This is a genomic window from Streptomyces sp. SP17BM10 (genome assembly GCF_036322405.1).
Lineage (GTDB): Bacteria > Actinomycetota > Actinomycetes > Streptomycetales > Streptomycetaceae > Kitasatospora.
The window spans coordinates 1-18175 of record NZ_JAQYXB010000642.1 but is presented as its reverse complement, the minus strand read 5'-3'; the positions used below and the strand labels follow the sequence as shown (position 1 = coordinate 18175).

Sequence of the window (18175 nt, the reverse complement as noted above, 5' to 3'; positions counted from 1 at the left end):
ATGAGGGAGACCACGGTCGGCATCGGGGCGGGAGCCGAGAACGTCACGGGCGAGGCGGGCACCACCGACATGGTGCTCAACATCGGCCCGCAGCACCCCGCGACGCACGGCGTGCTGCGCCTGCGGCTGGTGCTCGACGGCGAGCGCATCGTCACTGCGGAACCGGTCATCGGCTACATGCACCGGGGCGCGGAGAAGCTGTTCGAGGCCCGCGACTACCGGCAGATCATCATGCTGGCGAACCGGCACGACTGGCTCTCCGCCTTCTCCAACGAGCTCGGCGTCGTGCTCGGCGTCGAGCGGATGCTCGGCATGGAGGTGCCCGAGCGGGCGGTGTGGATCCGCACCCTGCTCGCCGAGCTCAACCGGGTGCTCAACCACCTGATGTTCCTCGGCTCCTACCCGCTGGAGCTCGGCGGGATCACCCCGATCTTCCACTCCTTCCACGGCCGCGAGGACCTCCAGCACGTGCTGGAGGAGGCCTCCGGCGGCCGGATGCACTACATGTTCAACCGGGTCGGCGGCCTCAAGGAGGACCTCCCGGCGGGCTGGCTCGGCCGCGTCCGCACCGCCGTCGCCGGCGTCCGCGCCCAGATGCCGGTCTTCGAGGACCTCGTCCTCGGCAACGAGATCTTCCGCGCCCGCACCGCCGGCGTCGGCGTCCTCACCCGCGCGCAGGCCGAGGCGTACGGCGTCAGCGGCCCGATCGCCCGCGCCAGCGGCCTCGACTTCGACCTGCGCCGTGACGAGCCCTACCTCGCGTACGGCTCCGAGGAGCTGCGGCAGGTGCTCACCGTCGTCACCCGCGAGGAGGGCGACTGCCTGGCCCGCTTCGAGTGCCTGCTGGAGCAGACGCTCAACGCGCTGGACCTGGCCGACGCGTGCCTCGACAAGCTCGCCGTGCTGCCGGCCGGCCCGGTCAACCTGCGGCTGCCCAAGGTGCTCAAGGCCCCCGAGGGCAGCACCTACGCCTGGACCGAGAACCCGCTCGGGATCAACGGCTACTACCTGGTCTCGCGCGGCGACAAGACGCCGTGGCGGCTCAAGCTGCGCTCGGCGTCCTTCAGCAACATCCAGGCGCTGACCGAACTGCTGCCCGGAACCCTGGTCGCCGACATGGTCGCGATCCTCGGGTCGATGTTCTTCGTCGTCGGCGACATCGACAAGTAGTCGGCGCGTAGCGGACGGACGGGCCCGGGGACGATCCGTCCCTGGGCCCGTCCGTCCGCTACGTCAGTCCTTCTTCTTCGCCTTGCCGACCGGATCCGCCGGGTGCGGCGCCACCTTGCGGTCGCCCTTCGTGGCGATCCGCTCCTCGCACAGGCCGGCCAGCACGTCGTAGCCCGCCTTGCCCATCAGCTCGGTGAGCTCGGGGCGGTAGCTGACGTACACCGGGTCCGGGCCGCCGTGCGCCTCCGGGCTGCCGGTGCACCACCAGTGCAGGTCGTGGCCGCCCGGGCCCCAGCCGCGGCGGTCGTACTCGCCGATCGTCACCTGGAGGTAACGGGTGTCGTCCGGCCGGTCGATCCAGTCGTAGGTGCGGCGGATGGGCAGCTGCCAGCAGACGTCCGGCTTGGTCTCCAGCGGCTCGCGGCCCTCCTTGAGCGCCAGCGCGTGCAGCGCGCAGCCGGCCCCGCCCGCGAAGCCGGGGCTGTTCACGAAGATGCACGCGCCGCCCACCCGGCGGGTCTGGCGGTCGCCGTCCTCGTCGAGCATCGTGATGCCGCCGTCGGCCTTGATCCGGCCCTTGCCGTCGGTGCCGTGCGCGAAGTTCTCCCAGATGTCCGGCGTCAGCCGGGCGGCGTGGCCGGCGACGCGCTTCTCGTCGTCCTCGTCCGAGTAGTGCGCGCCCAGCGTGCAGCAGCCGTCCGACGCGCCGCGGCCCTCGCGGATGCCGTGGCAGCCGCGGCCGAACACGCACGACCAGCGGGAGGTCAGCCAGGTGAGGTCGCAGCGGAACACCTGCTCCTCGTCGCCCGGGTCGGCGAACTCGACCCACGCGCGGGGGAAGTCGAGCGGGACCTCGGGGCGCAGGGCCGGCATGGCCAGGTCGACCGGGGCCGGAGCGGCCGGGGTCTTCGCCTTGGACTTCTTCTTGGACGTCTCTGCTGGTGCCACCCGGCAAGGGTAGAGCCTCCGGGGGAACCAACGGTCGTGTCGGACGGTCCGTTCGGTTTGATGATTCCGAGCCGTTGCGTGTTGGATGCCCCGTGCGTCCGTGCCCGCGGCGCCCGACGCCCGACTGGAGCCCCGAGCCGTGACCGCCTCGCCCCGCGCCGTCCGGACCGCCGTCCTCGCCTCGCTCGCCGTCCTGGCCTCCGGCTGCGCGTCGGGACCCGCGCTGCGCGCCCGGGCGCAGACCGCGCCGCCGCCCTGCGCCCAGCCCGTGGTGATCGGCCACCGCGGCGCGCCGCAGAACGCCCCCGAGAACACCCTGGCCTCCTTCGACACGGCGCTGCGCCAGGGCGCCGACTGGATCGAGACCGACGTCCAGACCACCCGCGACGGCGTTCCGGTGCTGATGCACGACCCGAGCGTGGACCGCACCACCAACGGCAGGGGCGCGATCGGCGACCTGACCGCCGCCCAGGTCGCCGCCCTGCGGGTGACCATCGGACCGGGCCCGGCCGAGCCCGTCCCCACCCTGGAACAGCTGCTCCAGCGGATGGCCGGCACCAACGCCACCCTGCTCATGGAGATCAAGTGGCAGCGCCGCCCCGAGGACGTCGTCCGGATCGCCGAGCTCGCGGCGGCCAGCCGCGCCCGGGTCATCGTGTACTCGTTCTCGGCCGACCACCTGCGGGTGGCCCACGCCGCCGCGCCCAAGCTGCCCATCGTCCTCATCCAGGGCGCCTCCATCGCCGAGAACCCCGGCAACCTGCCGCTGAGCGGCATCGCCCTGGACACGACCCTGGCCAGCGCCTCCCGGATCGCCGCCGAGCGCAGGGCCGGGCGCGAGGTGTACGTGTGGACCGTCGACGACGAGGAGTCCTGGCAACTGATGACCGGTCGCGACGCCGACGGCCTGATCACCGACACCCCAGGCCCGGCCCGCCGCTGGTTGGACGCCAACTGCCCGACCGGCCGCCCGACCGGCCGCCCGACCGGCCCGCACCGGAACTGAGGGAACCGGCCACCCGGTCCCGGCGCCCACGCTCCGCGGGCGCCCGCCCCGCCCCGCGGCACCCGCGACCAGCACGGGTGCCCCGGCCGCGCCGAGGCGGTGCCGCCGCGACCGATCACCCGCGCGGCCGGATCGCGTAGCGTGGAGAGCTATGCGACTCGGTGTGCTCGACGTAGGTTCCAACACGGTCCACTTCCTCGTGGTGGACGCCCATCCGGGCGCCGCCCCCGTGCCCGCGTACTCGCACAAGGCCGAACTGCGCCTCGCCGAGCTGCTCGACGAGCGGGGCGCGATAAGCGGGGCCGGCGTCGAGCGGCTCGTCGGCCACGTCGCCTCCTCGCTGCGCGTCGCCGAGGACAAGGGCGTCGTCGACATCCTGCCCTTCGCCACCTCCGCCGTCCGCGAGGCCGCCAACGGCGAGGAGGTGCTGCGCCGGGTCGCCACCGAGACCGGCGTCGAACTGCGGGTCCTGTCCGGCCAGGACGAGGCCCGCCTCACCTTCCTCGCCGTGCGCCGCTGGTTCGGCTGGTCCTCCGGCCGGCTGCTCAACCTGGACATCGGCGGCGGCTCGCTGGAGATCGCCTGCGGCCTGGACGAACAGCCCGACGTCGCCTGCTCGCTGCCACTGGGCGCCGGCCGGCTGACCGCCCGCTGGCTGCCCGGCGACGTCGCCGACCCGGAGGGGCTGCGCGAGCTCAGACGCCACATCCGCGCCGAGATGGCCACCGTCGTCGGCGAGATCTCCCGGCTCGGCGCCCCGCAGCACGCCGTCGCCACCTCGAAGACCTTCAAGCAGCTCGCCCGGATGACCGGCGCCGCGCCCGCCGACGCCGGCCCGTACGCCGACCGCCGGCTCACCCGCGCCGGCCTGTCCGCGTGGCTGCCCCGGCTGTCCACCATGACCGTCGCCGAGCGGGCCCAGATCCCCGGCGTCTCCGAGGGCCGGGCCAAGCAACTGCTGGCCGGCGCGCTGGTCGCGGACGCCGCGATGGACCTCTTCGGCCTGGAGGAGCTCGACGTCTGCCCGTGGGCCCTGCGCGAGGGCGTCATCCTGCGCCGACTGGACGCCATGGACAGCCCCGCCGACCGCCGCAAGCCCGCGCTGACCACCTGAGCCGCCGGGCCGCGCCGCCGGCCGTGCCGACGGGGGCGGACGAGGAGGGCGGACGAGGAGCCGACGAAGGGGACGCCTGAGAGCCGCGTCTCGTTCGCCCGGAGTCCGGTGCCGTTCGCGAGCCGGTCCGCTTACGCTGTCTCCCGTGGTGCAACCAGCGGGCGACGACGGGACGCGGGAGGGCCGCGCCCCCGGCGACGGGCAGCCGCGGCCGGACGGCCCGCGCCGCAAGCTGGGCAAGACCGTCAAGGGCGCCACCGCCGCACAGGCCGCCAAGGCCGTGAAGGCGGCCCAGCGCACCGCGCAGGGCGCCAAGAAGGCCGCCGCGAAGACGGCCACCGCCAAGACGGCCACCGCCAAGACGACGGCCAAGAAGGCGGCGGCCGGGAACACGGCGGCGGGAGCCGGGAAGTCCGCCCCCAAGGCCACCGCGACCCCGGCACCCAGGGAGACCCGCACCGCCCGCGCCACCGGCGCCGCCAAGGCCGCCGTCCAGTCCGTGAAGTCGGTCAAGGCCGCCAAGCGCGAGGCCGCCCGGGCACCCCTCCTGCGCACCACCGACCGCCTCGTGCTGCCCCCGCACCCGACCCTGCACATCCCGGACACCAAGGTCGCGCTCTCCACCGCGTCGGTGTACCCCGCGAGCACCGCCGTCGCCTTCGAGCTCGCCGCCAAGCTCGGCTACGACGGCGTCGAGGTCATGGTCTGGAACGACCCGGTCAGCCAGGACATCGAGGCGCTGCGCCGCCTGTCCGACCACCACCGGCTGCCGATCCTCGCCGTGCACGCGCCCTGCCTGCTGATCACCCAGCGGGTCTGGACCACCGATCCGTGGACCAAGCTGGTCCGCGCCCGGGCGGCGGCCGAGAAGCTCGGCGCGAGCGCCGTCGTCGTCCACCCGCCGTTCCGCTGGCAGCGCCAGTACGCCCGCGAGTTCGTCGAGGGCATCAACCGCATGGCGGGCGAGACCGACGTCCGGTTCGCGGTCGAGAACATGTACCCGTGGCGCTACCGCGACCGCGAGATGCTCGCCTACGCGCCCGGCTGGGACGTCACCGAGGAGGCGTACCGGCACTACACCATCGACCTCTCGCACGTCTCCACCTCCCGGATCGACGCGTTCGAGATGGTCGAGCGGATGGGCGACCGGCTCGCCCACATCCACCTCGCCGACGGCAGCGGCTCCGGCAAGGACGAGCACCTGATCCCCGGCCGCGGCAACCAGCCCTGCGCCGAACTGCTGGAACACCTCGCCCGCACCGGCTTCGACGGCCACGTCGTGCTGGAGGTCAACACGCGGCGCTCCGCGTCCCCCGCCGAACGCGAGGCCGACCTCGCCGAGGCGCTCGCCTTCACCCGCTTGCACCTGGCCACCCCCTCGCGCGTACGCTGAACCCACGTGCCCCACTGGGCACCAACTGCCGCGCGTAGGGGGAGACATGACGGAGGCAAAGAACTTCCGGGAGCTCGCTCAGAGTTTCGGCGCGGTCGCCGCCGAGTACGACCGGGGCCGCCCGACCTACCCCGACGCGCTCTTCGACGCCCTGGAGCGGCTCTGCGGCCGCGGTCTCAAGGGCGCCCGCGTCCTGGACGTCGGCGCCGGCACCGGCATCGCCACCCGGCTGCTCGCCGCCCGCGGCGCCGACGTCGTCGCGGTCGAGCCCAACGGCGGCATGGCCGCCCAGTTCCTCGCCTCCTCGCCCGGCCTGCCGCTCGTCAAGGCCTCCGGCGACGACCTGCCCTTCCACGACGGCTCCGCCGACCTGATCACCTACGCCCAGGCCTTCCACTGGACCCGCCCCGACCTGGCCGTTCCCGAGGCGATCCGGGTGCTGCGCCCCGGCGGCGCGCTCGCCACCTGGTGGAACGTCCACGACGAGACCGTCCCGTGGGTGCGGGCCCGGGCCGAGCGGATGGCCGCCGCGCTGCCCGAGCGCTACCGCGGCTACGGCGGCATCAGCGAGCACACCGGCCACTTCGCCCCGGCCGGGCTCGCGGTCGAGCGCACGGTGCTGCGCTGGGAGCGGCGGGTCACCGTCGACCACGTGATCACCGACCTGACCTCCCGCTCGTACCTGGCCTCGCTCGACCCGGCCGAGCGGGCGCCGGTCCTCGCCGCCGAGCGCGAGGCCACGCTCGCGGAGTTCCCCGACGGCTGGGTGGTCGAGCCGTTCACCGTGGAGCTGGTCGTCGCGGTCACGCCGTCCTGACTCCCGAGCGCCCGTACGGCCCGTACGGTCCGTGCGCCGAGCGCGCCCGCCGCCTGACCGCATCGCGGACGGGGCGTCCGCCGCGCGGACGGCGGGCGTAGGCTCGGTAGCCACAGCGGTTCCCGCACCCTCCCACCCGCGGGGCCGCGCGCGAGCCCCGAAGGAGTGGAGCACAGTGCCCGAGCTGAGGTCCCGTACGGTCACCCACGGTCGCAACATGGCAGGCGCCCGGGCGCTTCTCCGGGCCGCCGGCGTAGCCCGTGAGGACTTCGGCAAGCCGATCATCGCGGTCGCCAACTCCTTCACCGAGTTCGTCCCCGGCCACACCCACCTCCAGCCGGTGGGCCGGATCGTCTCCGAGGCGATCAAGCAGGCCGGCGGCATCCCGCGCGAGTTCAACACCATCGCCGTCGACGACGGCATCGCGATGGGCCACGGCGGCATGCTCTACTCGCTGCCCTCGCGCGACCTGATCGCCGACTCGGTCGAGTACATGGTCAACGCGCACTGCGCCGACGCCCTGATCTGCATCTCCAACTGCGACAAGATCACCCCGGGCATGCTGATGGCCGCGCTGCGGCTCAACATCCCGACCGTCTTCGTCTCCGGCGGTCCGATGGAGGCCGGCAAGGCCACCCTCGTCGACGGCACCGTGCGCAAGCTGGACCTCGTCGACGCGATCTCCCAGGCCGTCAACGAGAACGTCTCCGACGAGGACATCGCGATCATCGAGGAGAACGCCTGCCCGACCTGCGGCTCGTGTTCCGGCATGTTCACCGCCAACTCGATGAACTGCCTCACCGAGGCGATCGGCCTCTCGCTGCCCGGCAACGGCTCCGTCCTCGCCACCCACACCGCCCGCCGCGCCCTGTACGAGAAGGCCGGCCGGACGGTCGTCGAGATCGCGGACCGCCACTACGGCCAGGACGACGCCTCCGTGCTGCCCCGCGCGATCGCCACCCGCGCCGCGTTCGAGAACGCCATGGCCCTCGACATCGCCATGGGCGGCTCGACCAACACCATCCTCCACCTGCTCGCCGCCGCCCAGGAGGCGGAGCTGGACTTCGGCCAGCGGGACATCGACGCGATCTCCCGCAAGGTGCCCTGCCTGTCCAAGGTCGCGCCCAACGGCTCGTACTACATGGAGGACGTCCACCGGGCGGGCGGCATCCCCGCCATCCTCGGCGAGCTGTACCGGGCCGGGCTGCTCAACGAGGACGTCCACACCGTGCACGCCGACTCGCTCGCCGAGTGGCTCAAGACCTGGGACGTGCGCGGCGGTTCGCCCTCCGCCGAGGCCATCGAGCTGTGGCACGCCGCCCCCGGCTGCGTCCGCTCCGCCGAGGCCTTCTCGCAGTCCGAGCGCTGGGAGTCGCTGGACACCGACGCCGCCAAGGGCTGCATCCGCAGCGTCGAGCACGCCTACTCCGTCGAGGGCGGCCTCGCCGTGCTGTACGGCAACCTCGCCGAGGACGGCTGCATCGTGAAGACCGCCGGCGTCGACGAGTCGATCTGGACCTTCAGCGGCCCGGCCGTCGTCGTCGAGTCCCAGGAGGACGCGGTGGAGGCGATCCTCGCCAAGCGCGTCAAGGAGGGCGACGTCGTCGTCATCCGCTACGAGGGCCCCAAGGGCGGCCCCGGCATGCAGGAGATGCTCTACCCGACCTCCTTCCTCAAGGGGCGCGGCCTGGGCAAGGCCTGTGCGCTCGTCACCGACGGCCGCTTCTCCGGCGGGACCTCGGGCCTGTCCATCGGCCACGCCTCCCCGGAGGCCGCCTCCGGCGGCACCATCGCCCTCGTCGAGGACGGCGACACCATCGCCATCGACATCCCCGGCCGGACGATCTCCCTGGAGGTCCCGGACGAGGTGCTCGCCGAGCGCCGCCGGGCGCTGGAGGCCTCGGGCGGCTACCGCCCGAAGAGCCGCGAGCGCCAGGTCAGCCAGGCCCTGCGCGCCTACGCCGCGATGGCCACCTCCGCCGACAAGGGCGCCGTCCGCGACGTCACGAAGCTCGGCTGAGCCGCCCGCACCGCACGCGCGAGGAGGAGCCGCCCCGGACCACGGGACGGCTCCTCCACGGCGTCCGGGGCCGTGGGACGAGGGGGCGGGGGATAATCGGCGGCGTGAGCGAGCAGCCCCCCACCCCCACCCCCGCCCCGGACCCCGCCGCCCCGCAGCCGGAGCCGATCCGCTGGTTCGGCACCAGCTGGGTGCACCGCGACCACGGCTACTGGCCGCGCCGCGTCGCCGTGTCCGCCGGCTCGCTGGTCATCGCCGCAGCGGCCGCGTTCGTGCTGCGCCTGGCCGTCGAGGGCGTCGCGCTCTCCGCTCAGGGCGGGTTCCTCAACACCCTGCTGGTGCTGGCCGTCGCGCTCTGCTCGCTGCTGGCCGCGCTGCGCACCTGGAAGGTCCTCGCCGAGGGCAAGGACCACCTCACCGGCTGGATGACCGAGGACCGCTCGCTCGGCGCGGTCTGGATGATCGGCGGGGTCGGCTCGCTGCTGGCGTACTTCGTCCGCAGCCTCACCGAGGCCCCGGGCGAGGGCGTCCGGCGGGCGCGGTACGAGCGGGCCGTCGAGCAGTACGAGAAGCGCCGGGCCGGCCGCAGTGGCCGACCCGGCGGGAAGCGCAAGCGCTGACGGTCAGTTGCGGCTGACCGTGCCGCACTGGTCGGTCGGGACGAGGTCCTTGCTGCGGTCGTACGGGTCGGTCGCCGGGCCGGTCGGCCGGGAGCCCGGGGAGTCCTGCTGGACCGGCTCGAACTGGGCGAACTGCGGGTGGTAGAAGCCGTCGTAGACGTCGCAGGCCGAGTTGGCCGAATCCGAGCCGCCGCCCTCGCCGAACGCGATCTTCTTCGGGTTGACCTGGTAGCGGGCCGGGTCGTAGAAGCGGAAGTTCTCGACCCGCCGCACGACCGTGCGGGTGGTCCAGGTGTCCCCGGCCACGTCGGCCGCGGGCACCACCAGGCCCACCGGCCTGGCCGCCGGGTCCTGGGTCTGCGGCGCGGCGGGCTTCGTCGGCTTCGGGCCGCCGGCCGACGGCGCGGGCGACATGGCCCGCTTGGCGGCGTCCGGGCCCGGACGCACCGCGTACACGTAGCTGAAGTCGGTGTGCACCAGCACGCCCTTGTCGCCGTCGCCCTCGAAGCTGATCCGGCCCTGGACCTTGACCACGCCGCCCACCTGGACGGCCTCGCGCGGGTCGAAGCGGCTGAACCAGTTGGTCGGGTCGTTCTCCTTGGACGGGGTCGCCAGGGCGGCGGCCGCCTGGTCGCGCTCGGCCCGGTCCAGCAGCGCGAGCGCGGCCTCCGGGCGGCCGCCCGCGATCACCTGCGGGTCCAGGTTGGCGGCGGTCAGGTAGTCCTTGACCAGCTGCAGCTGGGCGGTGACCTGCTCGGTGGAGAAGACGCCGGTGGCCTTGGCCTCGGGGAGCACGAAGGCGTCCGCGCCGTTCGGCCAGCCCTCGGCGGGGGATCCGGCCCAGGGGTGGTCGACCGTCGGCTGGTCGGCGTCGACCTTCGGCGGCGCCGTCGTCGGCTTGGCCGTCTCCGGGGCGACGGTCGGCACCGGGGTGTGGGCCGAGGAGCCGGTGCCGGTGCCGTGGTACCAGTTCCGCAGGCCGTCGATGTTCAGCGCGGCGAGCAGCACCGCGACGGTCAGGGCGACGAAGAGCGGCGTGCGCCACTCCAGACCGCCCCGGCGCTTGGGCGGGCGCGGGTTGCCCCAGGGGTCGACGACCTGGAGCTTCGGCTTGCGGCCGAACCGGCGCTTGGGCGCCGCCGGGCCGTCGTCGACCGACCGGCGCCCGCCCGGGTCGACCGGCGGGGTGTGCTTCCACTGGGCGGCCAGCATCCGGGTGCGGCCCGACTGCTCCTTGACGGCGGCACCCTTGACGAACTCGTCGTCGAGGACGAGGTCCGCGAACGGGTCCTTCCCGCCCGCTCCGGACGGGTCGGACCCGCCCTCACCGCCCTCCGAGGGGCGCGGTTCTGGATCTTCGGCGATCGGCATCGCGCCAGTATGCCGACGGGGTGTGACGACCGGCCGATCGGGGGCACGCCTTGTGGTGAACGCGTGTACCGAGTGTGGACCTTTGCCCTGTTTGCCCAGGTCGCAGCGGTGCCGACGGGCCTCAGCCGCGGCCCCGGGCCTGCTTCACCGACCCGACCACGCCCGCGATCGCCAGCAGGATGCCGGCCGGGATGAGCGACTCGAAGAAGGCGGCGAACACGCCCGCGTCACCGAGGAACAGCTGCGCCAGCGTGTTCAGGAGCAGCAGTCCGCCGGCCGCCGGGAGCGCCGCCCGCCACGGGTGCGCGTCGGCCCACCGGCGCAGCCGTCGGTCGCCGGTGTCACGCCGCAACCGGCCGCCCACGGTGCCGACGAGGAAGAAGAAGAACAGACCCCAGCCGGCCGGTCCGGCCAGCATGCTCAGCGACCAGTCCCCGGTGATCGCGTCGATCCCCAGGGCCGTCGCCCCCACCACCGCACCGACCCCCGCGGCCGTCCGCCACGGACCCACCGTCGCCGAGGCGACGGCGAGTTGCCGGTTCTCACGTCGGGACATCTCCTCGTGTGCCATGCGTCCACGGTGCTCCTGCGGACGGCCAGGGGCCATAGGGGAAACCCCCGAGTTTCTCCGTGTTCCTCCGTAAGGGACCACGGACCGGACGGTCCGGCGAGCCGGTGCCGCGCGGTGCGAGGATGGCAGCAGTACCGAGGTTAGGAGCGGCCATGGGCGGCAGCGCAGCGCACGGACAGAAGATCGCCTTCCTGGGCACCGGCAAGATCGGCGAGGCCCTGCTCTCCGGTCTGCTGCGGGCGGGCAAGGACCCGGCGGACGTCCTGGTGACCGCCCGCCGCCCCGAGCGCGCCGCCGAACTGGCCGACCGCTACGGCGTCGTGGCCGCCTCCAACGCCGAGGCCGCCAAGCTCGCCGACACCTTGATCCTCGCCGTCAAGCCGCAGGACATGGGCACCCTGCTGGAGGAGCTCGCGCCGCACGTCAGCCCGGACCGGCTGGTCATTTCGGCCGCGGCCGGCGTGCCCACCGCGTGGTTCGAGGAGCGGCTGGCGGCCGGCACCCCGGTGGTCCGCGTCATGCCCAACACGCCCGTCCTGGTGGACGAGGGGATGAGCGTCATCTCCGGCGGCTCGCACGCCACCGAGGAGCACCTGGTGCGCGCCGAGGAGATCTTCAGCTCGGTCGGCAAGGCGCTGCGCCTGCCCGAGGCCCAGCAGGACGCGGCCACCGCGCTCTCCGGCTCCGGACCGGCCTACTTCTACTTCCTCGTCGAGGCGATGACGGACGCCGGCATCCTGCTCGGCCTGCCCCGGCAGGTGGCGCACGACCTGATCGTCCAGTCCGCGATCGGCGCCTCGGTGATGCTGCGCGACTCCGGCGAGCACCCCGTGAAGCTGCGCGAGGCCGTCACGTCGCCGGCCGGCACCACCATCGCGGCCATCCGCGAGCTGGAGAACCACGGCGTGCGGGCCGCGCTGCTGGGCGCCCTGGAGGCGGCCCGGGACCGCTCCCGCGAGCTGGCCTCCGGGGGGAAGTGACCGCCGGTCGACGGGCATTGGCACGCCCGCGCCCGAGCTGTTCCCGCATGCCGCCCGCTCCCTCACCCCGCCGCCGCGGCTGACGGCCGCCGTGGCCCGGGCTGATCGCCGGCCTCGCCGAGGTGCCCGCGCTGCCGGGCTGATCACCCCGAGCCGAGCGCGGAAAGCGCTGCACACCCTCTCCCCAAAGTCCTCGCGGGCACCTACGCTCTCGCCAACATCGTCGTACCGGCCGGTAGCGAGGTTCCCGCATGCGCCCTGCGTTCCCGTCGAGTGCCGAGGTCCCGTCCCGCCTGCGGGCCGGCCGCGCCGCGCTGGCCCTGAGCTTCCTGCTCCAGGGCACGACGTTCGCGCTGCTGGTCACCTGCATCCCGGAGATCCAGCACCGCTACGGGCTGAGCGACGGGCTGCTGCCGGTGTTCCTGGCGGCCGTGCCGATCCTGGCGGGCGTCGGCTCGATCACCTCCGAGCAGTTGGTGAGGCGCACCGGCGCGCGGGCCGTCCTGCGGGTCGTCCAGCCGGGTGTCTGCCTCAGCCTCGCGGGCGCCGGCCTCGGTGACGAGCTGTGGCAACTCGCCATCGCGCTGGGGGCGTTCGGGCTGCTCGTGGGGGCGCTGGACGCCAGCATGAACATGCTCGGGGTGGGGCTCCAGCACCGGTACGGCCGCTCGATCATGATCGGCTTCCACGCCGCGTTCAGCCTCGGCGGCATCCTCGGCGCGGCCGTCGCCGGCCTCGGCTCGCACGACGACGTCGGTCTGCCGGTGCTGTTCGGCACCGCGGCCGCCGTGATCGCCCCGCTCGCCGTCCTGGTCGGCACCCGCTTCGCCGGGCCCGCCGAACTCGGCGACGCCGTCCGGGAGGCCGCCGAGGCCGCCGCCCGCTCGATCCCGTGGCGGCCGCTGCTGCCGCTGTGCCTGGCTATGGCCTTCGCGTACATCGCGGACGCGTCGGTCTCCAACTACAGCGTCAAGTACCTGACCGACGGGCTGGGCAGCCCCGAGGACGTCGCCAAGCTGTCCTACCTCGGCTACATGGTGGCGATGCTGCTCGGCCGTGCCCTCGGCGACCGCGCGGTGCAGCGCTGGGGCGCCGTCCCGGTGGTCCGCGGCGGCGCGGCGCTGGCGGCCCTCGGCTTCGCGGCCGCCGCCGGGGCGCCCGCGGCGTGGGCGGGCATCGCCGGGTTCACGCTGCTCGGCTTCGGCATCTGCGCGATCATCCCGCAGGTGTTCGCGGCCGGCGGGCGGCTGTTCCCGGCCGACTCGGACGCCGCGGTGGCCCGGCTCAACCTCTTCAACTACGTGGGCTTCCTGATCGGCTCGCCGCTGGTCGGGGCGATCGCGAACGGCAGCTCCTACCGCTGGGCGCTGCTCGCCCCGATGGTGCTGGTTCTCGCCGTCCTCCCGCTGGCCGACCGCTTCGCCCCGGCGCCCGCCGCCCTGACGCCCGCCGAGGCGTAGCCCGTTCGACCTGCCGCTGTCCGGCGCGGATCCCGTCCAGGGACTCCCGCAGGATCGCGCGGGCGCGGGTGAACCGGTCGGGCCGGTCAGGACGGCCACCTCGTCCGGCGTGCGGTCGGCGAACAGGGCGCCGACGCGCTCGTAGAACGGCCCGTGGACCTGCGGGATGCGCTCCTGCGCGTCCTCGGCCCTCACCACCCGCACCCGGCGGCGGCGGCCGGCCCGGCCACCCCGACTGCCCCGACTGCCGTCTCGCCGGCCGCCGCCCGTGCCCGCGCGACGCTCCCCGCGTCCACGGCCGCCGCCGCCGCGGCCCCGGCGGATGACCGTTCCTGACGTTCTGCTTCAAGCCGCCTTTCCCGCACGGGTTTGAACCCGGACCCCCGGGACTCGCCCCGGCCCGGCGGCCGCCCGCGGACCGCCACCCACTACGGTGGAGGCCATGCCCGAAGCCGAGCGTGATCTCCCCTGCGGCCTGCACCTCTTCTGGGACGAGGCCGTCACCGCCTACGACTTCGGCCCCGGTCACCCGATGGACCCGACCCGGCTGGCCCTCACCATGCGCCTCGTCGAGGCCCTCGGCCTCGCCACCGCCCCCGGCGTGACCGTCAGGGCGGCGCCGCCGGCCGGGGATTCGACGCTCCACCTGGTGCACACCCGCGAATACGTCGAGGCCGTCAAGCGCGTCGCCGCCGACCCCGACCGGCACGACGCCCGGCACGGGCTCGGCACCGACGACAACTGGGCCTTCCCGGCGATCCACTCGGCCTCCGCCCTGATCGCGGGCCAGTCCGTCGCCGCCGCCGAGGCCGTCTGGCGCGGCGACGCCCCGCACGCCGTCAACTTCACCGGCGGACTGCACCACGCCATGCCCGCCAAGGCCTCCGGCTTCTGCATCTACAACGACCCGGCGCTCGCCATCGCCCGGCTGCTCGAACTCGGCGCCCGGCGCGTCGCCTACGTCGACGTCGACGTCCACCACGGCGACGGCGTCCAGCAGGCCTTCTGGAACGACCCCCGAGTGCTCACCGTCTCCCTGCACGAGCACCCCGCCACGCTCTTCCCGCAGACCGGCTTCCCGACCGAGACCGGCGGCCCCGACGCCCCCGGCGGCGCCGCCAACCTCGCGCTCCCGGCCGGCACCGGCGACGCCGGCTGGCTGCGCGCCTTCCACGCCCTGGTGCCCGAACTCCTCGCCGCCTTCCGCCCGGATGTCCTGGTCACCCAGCACGGCGCGGACACCCACCTGGAGGACCCGCTCGCCCACCTCGCCGTCACCGTCGACGCCCAGCGGCTGATCGCCGAGGAACTGCACGACCTCGCCCACCGCCACGCCGGCGGCCGCTGGGTCGCCACCGGCGGGGGCGGCTACGCCGTCGTGGACGTCGTCCCGCGGACCTGGACCCACCTCGTCGCCACCGCCGCCGGTCACCCCGTCGACCCGGCCACCGAGACCCCGGAAGCGTGGCGCGCCGAGGTCTACCGCCGCACCCGCCGCCCCGCCCCGCTGCGCATGACCGACGGCGCCCGCCCGGTGTGGCGCGACTTCGACGCGGGATACGATCCGGCCGACCGCCTGGACCAGGCGATCCTCGCCAGCCGTCGCGCCGTCTTCCCCCACCACGGCCTGCTGGCCTGAAACCGGCGCCCGGGGCGCCCCGCGCGGTGGCGGTGCGCACGCCCACTGCTACGAACCGCCGACTGACTACGTACTGCAACAGGACTATCTCTCACCGTACGAGGACTGCGCTTCTCCCTCTTCCCACTGGTACCACCCATAACTACTCTGGGGATACACGTGTGCCGGTGGAGTCACCGGAGGGGAAGCCGGTGCCTTGCACACGGGTTAAGGGTCGGGTGATGGTCATGAGTTCCGGCGAACGCCCCCTGCAGGAAGTCGTCTTCCTGACCGTGGCAGAGGTTGCCGCGGTCATGCGGGTGTCCAAGATGACGGTGTACCGCCTGGTGCACAGCGGAGAGCTGCCGGCCATCCGGGTCGGACGGTCCTTCCGGGTGCCCCAGCAGGCGGTGCACGAGTACCTCAAGGAGTCCTACGTGCGGCTCGAGAGCGCGTAGGACGGGGCGCGCGGGTGCGGGGTCCACCACGGTGGGCACCGCACCCGTTTGCCACGGATTTCCCGTGCGTTCCCCGGCCGACGGGGGCGCGATTTACAGCCCCGGGCACGCGGACGGTAGGCTAGGCCCTCACGTCAGTCGTATGGACTCCGTCTCTCACGGACGAGAGTCTCAGTGAGCGAGGGTTGTTCCGTGGGCTCTGTCATCAAGAAGCGTCGCAAGCGTATGGCCAAGAAGAAGCACCGCAAGCTTCTGAAGCGCACGCGCGTTCAGCGTCGCAACAAGAAGTAAGCGCCCCCGGTTGCGCCCTGCGCACCGCGCGCTTCCACCGCCCGCCCGGCCCCTCGTGGGCTCGGCGGGCGGTGTCGTATCACGGCCCGTGGCGGCGGCGCGGTACGGTGCACGCAGGCCGCTCGGGTCGAGGATTGGGGTGGAGCACTGTGGGCGTCGTCGTGCTCGTCACGGGTGTGGCCCGGCATCTCGGGGCCCGCTTCGTCGCCGAGGTCCGCCGCCGGCCCGACGTCGACCTGGTGGTCGGCGTCGACGTGCAGCCCCCGGGGCGACCGCTCGAGGACCCGGACGGCCCGGCCGCGCCGTACCGCTTCCACCAGCTGGACCTGCGCCGCCCGGCGGTCTCCCGGGTGATCGCCGAGCACGGCGTCGACACCGTCGTGCACCTCAGCGTCTCCGCCACCGGGCTGGGCTCCACCCACCGCTCCGCGGTGAAGGAGTCCAACGTGATCGGCACCATGCAGCTGCTGGGCGCCTGCCAGAAGGCGCCGGGCGTGCGGCGGCTGGTGGTGAAGTCGACCACCGGCGTCTACGGCTCGGCCCCGCGCGACCCGGCCGTGTTCACCGAGCGGATCCAGCCGAAGAACCCGCCCGGCGGGGGCTTCGCCAAGGACGCCGCCGAGGTCGAGGGCTACGTCCGCGGCTTCGCCCGGCGCCGGCCGGACGTCGCGGTGACGGTGCTGCGCTTCGCCAACATCGTCGGCCCCGCCGCCGACACACCGCTGAGCGAGTACTTCGCGCTGCCGGTGCTGCCGACCGTCCTCGGCTACGACCCCCGGCTCCAGTTCGTGCACGAGGACGACGCCGTCGCCGTGCTCTGCCGCGCCGCCGGTGAGCCCGAGCCGGGCACCGTCAACACCGGCACCTTCAACGTCGCGGGGGAGGGCGTCCTGCTGCTCTCCCAGTGCGCCCGCCGGCTCGGCCGGCCCACGCTGCCGCTGCTGCTGCCCGCGGTCAGCTGGATGGCCGGCCTGGCCCGGCAGACCCGCCTCGTGGACGTCTCGCCCGAGCAGCTGCGGCTGCTCACCCACGGGCGCGTCGTGGACACCACCCGGCTGCGGGAGACCTTCGGCTACCGCCCGGCCTTCACCACCGCCGAGGCCTTCGCCGACTTCGCCGCCGCCCGGGGCCCCGGCCTCCTGCCGCCCGAGCGGCTCGCCGCCGTCGCCGACCGGCTGACCGGGCTGCTCGGGCCCGAACCGGCCCCCGCCGACCGTAGCCGCACCGGCCGCGACGGCACCGACCGCGACGGCACCGACCGCCCGACCCGACCGAGGAGCTGAACCCGCCATGAGTGCCGCAGCCGAGAACGCGCCGGGCGAGGCCAAGGTCATCCCGATCGAGTCCGCCCCCAGCTGGAGCTCCCCCGACCGCCCGGCCCTCGCCGACCGGCTCGCCGGGGCCGTCGGCGGCGCGCTGTCCGGGCAGCTCGGCCCGGCCGCGACCCGGCTGTTCGGCAAGGGCTGGGAGGCCCGGGCCGCCGAACGGCTGGCCTTCCTGCGCCGCCGCGTCACCGGCGACTACGAGGTGGACGAGTTCGGCTTCGACCAGGAGCTCACCGAGGAGGTCCTGCTCGGGCTGCTGCGCCCGCTGGCCGAGAAGTACTTCCGGATCGAGGTGCGCGGCGTCGAGCACATCCCGGCCGAGGGCGGCGCGCTGATCGTCGCCAACCACTCCGGGACGATCCCGCTGGACGCCCTGATGACCCAGGTCGCCATCCACGACCACCACCCGAACCACCGTCACCTGCGGATGCTCGCCGCGGACCTGGTCTTCGTGCTGCCGGGCGTCAACGAGTTGGCCCGCAAGGCGGGCCACACGCTGGCCTGCAACGAGGACGCCCAGGCGCTGCTGGAGCGCGGCGAGGTCGTCGGGGTGTGGCCGGAGGGGTTCAAGGGCATCGGCAAGCCGTTCGCCGAGCGGTACAAGCTCCAGCGCTTCGGGCGCGGCGGGTTCGTCTCGTCGGCGCTGCGCGCGGGGGTGCCGATCGTGCCGTGCTCGATCGTCGGGGCGGAGGAGACGTACCCGATGATCGGCAACCTGAAGACGCTGGCCCGGCTGCTGGGCCTGCCGTACGTGCCGATCACACCGACGTTCCCGTGGCTGGGCCCGCTCGGCGCGGTGCCGCTGCCGACGAAGTGGACGATCCAGTTCGGCGAGCCGATCGCCACCGACGGGTACCCGCCGGAGGCGGCGGACGATCCGATGCTGGTCTTCGACCTGGCGGACGAGGTGCGGGAGACCATCCAGCACACGCTCTACAAGCTGCTGGTGCAGCGGCGCTCGGTGTTCTTCTAGCTCGGCGTTGTTCCAGCTCGGCGTTCTTCTGGCTCGGCCG

17 protein-coding genes are annotated in these 18175 nt (G+C 74.0%); 14 read left to right on the top strand and 3 right to left on the bottom strand.

The genetic code is table 11. The features are described 5' to 3' along the window. Entirely contained in the window at positions 1-1170 is a 1170-nt protein-coding gene (locus PUR71_RS28125; RefSeq protein ID WP_329929944.1) for an NADH-quinone oxidoreductase subunit D, read from the top strand. Positions 1171-1233: 63 nt separating this feature from the next. Here PUR71_RS28125 and PUR71_RS28120 read toward each other — a convergent pair whose 3' ends face one another. Beyond that, a complete protein-coding gene (locus tag PUR71_RS28120) occupies positions 1234-2118 on the bottom strand; it encodes a hypothetical protein (protein WP_443077599.1) in 885 nt (294 codons plus the stop codon). 139 nt (positions 2119-2257) lie between these two features. Between PUR71_RS28120 and PUR71_RS28115 the strand changes: the two genes are divergently transcribed. The 6 genes from PUR71_RS28115 to PUR71_RS28090 all read left to right on the top strand — a co-directional run bounded on the left by PUR71_RS28115 (position 2258) and on the right by PUR71_RS28090 (position 9088). After that, entirely contained in the window at positions 2258-3124 is an 867-nt protein-coding gene (locus PUR71_RS28115) for a glycerophosphodiester phosphodiesterase (protein ID WP_329929943.1), read from the top strand. Positions 3125-3275: 151 nt separating this feature from the next. After that, positions 3276-4238 carry a Ppx/GppA phosphatase family protein gene (locus tag PUR71_RS28110; RefSeq protein WP_329929942.1) on the top strand — a complete coding sequence of 321 codons (963 nt, stop codon included), beginning with the start codon at positions 3276-3278 and terminating at the stop codon, positions 4236-4238. 589 nt (positions 4239-4827) lie between these two features. Then, positions 4828-5631, top strand: coding sequence for a sugar phosphate isomerase/epimerase family protein (locus PUR71_RS28105; protein WP_329930204.1), 804 nt, complete (start codon positions 4828-4830; stop codon positions 5629-5631). 46 nt (positions 5632-5677) lie between these two features. After that, the gene (locus PUR71_RS28100; protein ID WP_329929941.1) at positions 5678-6448 is read left to right on the top strand and encodes a class I SAM-dependent methyltransferase; all 771 of its coding nucleotides are present in this window, start codon (positions 5678-5680) and stop codon (positions 6446-6448) included. A gap of 175 nt (positions 6449-6623) precedes the next feature. Next, complete coding sequence (gene ilvD / locus PUR71_RS28095; RefSeq protein ID WP_329929940.1) at positions 6624-8468, top strand: dihydroxy-acid dehydratase; 1845 nt, start codon at positions 6624-6626, stop codon at positions 8466-8468. A 104-nt stretch (positions 8469-8572) separates the two neighbouring features. Next, on the top strand, positions 8573-9088 hold the full coding sequence (locus tag PUR71_RS28090; RefSeq protein WP_329929939.1) for a hypothetical protein: 516 nt from the start codon (positions 8573-8575) through the stop codon (positions 9086-9088). A gap of 3 nt (positions 9089-9091) precedes the next feature. Here PUR71_RS28090 and PUR71_RS28085 read toward each other — a convergent pair whose 3' ends face one another. Next, positions 9092-10459, bottom strand: a complete 1368-nt coding sequence (locus tag PUR71_RS28085) for an SCO2583/SCO2584 N-terminal domain-containing protein (protein WP_329929938.1) — start codon at positions 10457-10459, stop codon at positions 9092-9094. Between the two features lie 121 nt (positions 10460-10580). Beyond that, positions 10581-11030 carry a hypothetical protein gene (locus PUR71_RS28080; RefSeq protein WP_329929937.1) on the bottom strand — a complete coding sequence of 150 codons (450 nt, stop codon included), beginning with the start codon at positions 11028-11030 and terminating at the stop codon, positions 10581-10583. Between the two features lie 152 nt (positions 11031-11182). Between PUR71_RS28080 and proC the strand changes: the two genes are divergently transcribed. From proC to PUR71_RS28045, 7 genes are all read left to right on the top strand, one after another. Beyond that, complete coding sequence (gene proC / locus PUR71_RS28075) at positions 11183-12010, top strand: pyrroline-5-carboxylate reductase (protein WP_329929936.1); 828 nt, start codon at positions 11183-11185, stop codon at positions 12008-12010. 251 nt (positions 12011-12261) lie between these two features. Then, entirely contained in the window at positions 12262-13470 is a 1209-nt protein-coding gene (locus PUR71_RS28070; RefSeq protein WP_329929935.1) for an MFS transporter, read from the top strand. A 442-nt stretch (positions 13471-13912) separates the two neighbouring features. Further along, positions 13913-15109, top strand: coding sequence for an acetoin utilization protein AcuC (locus tag PUR71_RS28065; protein ID WP_329929934.1), 1197 nt, complete (start codon positions 13913-13915; stop codon positions 15107-15109). 227 nt (positions 15110-15336) lie between these two features. Further along, a complete protein-coding gene (locus tag PUR71_RS28060) occupies positions 15337-15546 on the top strand; it encodes a helix-turn-helix domain-containing protein (protein ID WP_148644250.1) in 210 nt (69 codons plus the stop codon). Between the two features lie 174 nt (positions 15547-15720). Beyond that, positions 15721-15837 (top strand): 30S ribosomal protein bS22, encoded by a 117-nt coding sequence (locus PUR71_RS28055; protein ID WP_425311139.1) that lies wholly within the window; start codon positions 15721-15723, stop codon positions 15835-15837. Between the two features lie 149 nt (positions 15838-15986). Continuing rightward, positions 15987-17120: an NAD-dependent epimerase/dehydratase family protein gene (locus tag PUR71_RS28050; protein ID WP_329929933.1), complete on the top strand. Its 1134-nt coding sequence runs from the start codon at positions 15987-15989 to the stop codon at positions 17118-17120. A 7-nt stretch (positions 17121-17127) separates the two neighbouring features. Next, positions 17128-18135: a lysophospholipid acyltransferase family protein gene (locus PUR71_RS28045; protein ID WP_329929932.1), complete on the top strand. Its 1008-nt coding sequence runs from the start codon at positions 17128-17130 to the stop codon at positions 18133-18135. Positions 18136-18175: the final 40 nt, after the last annotated feature.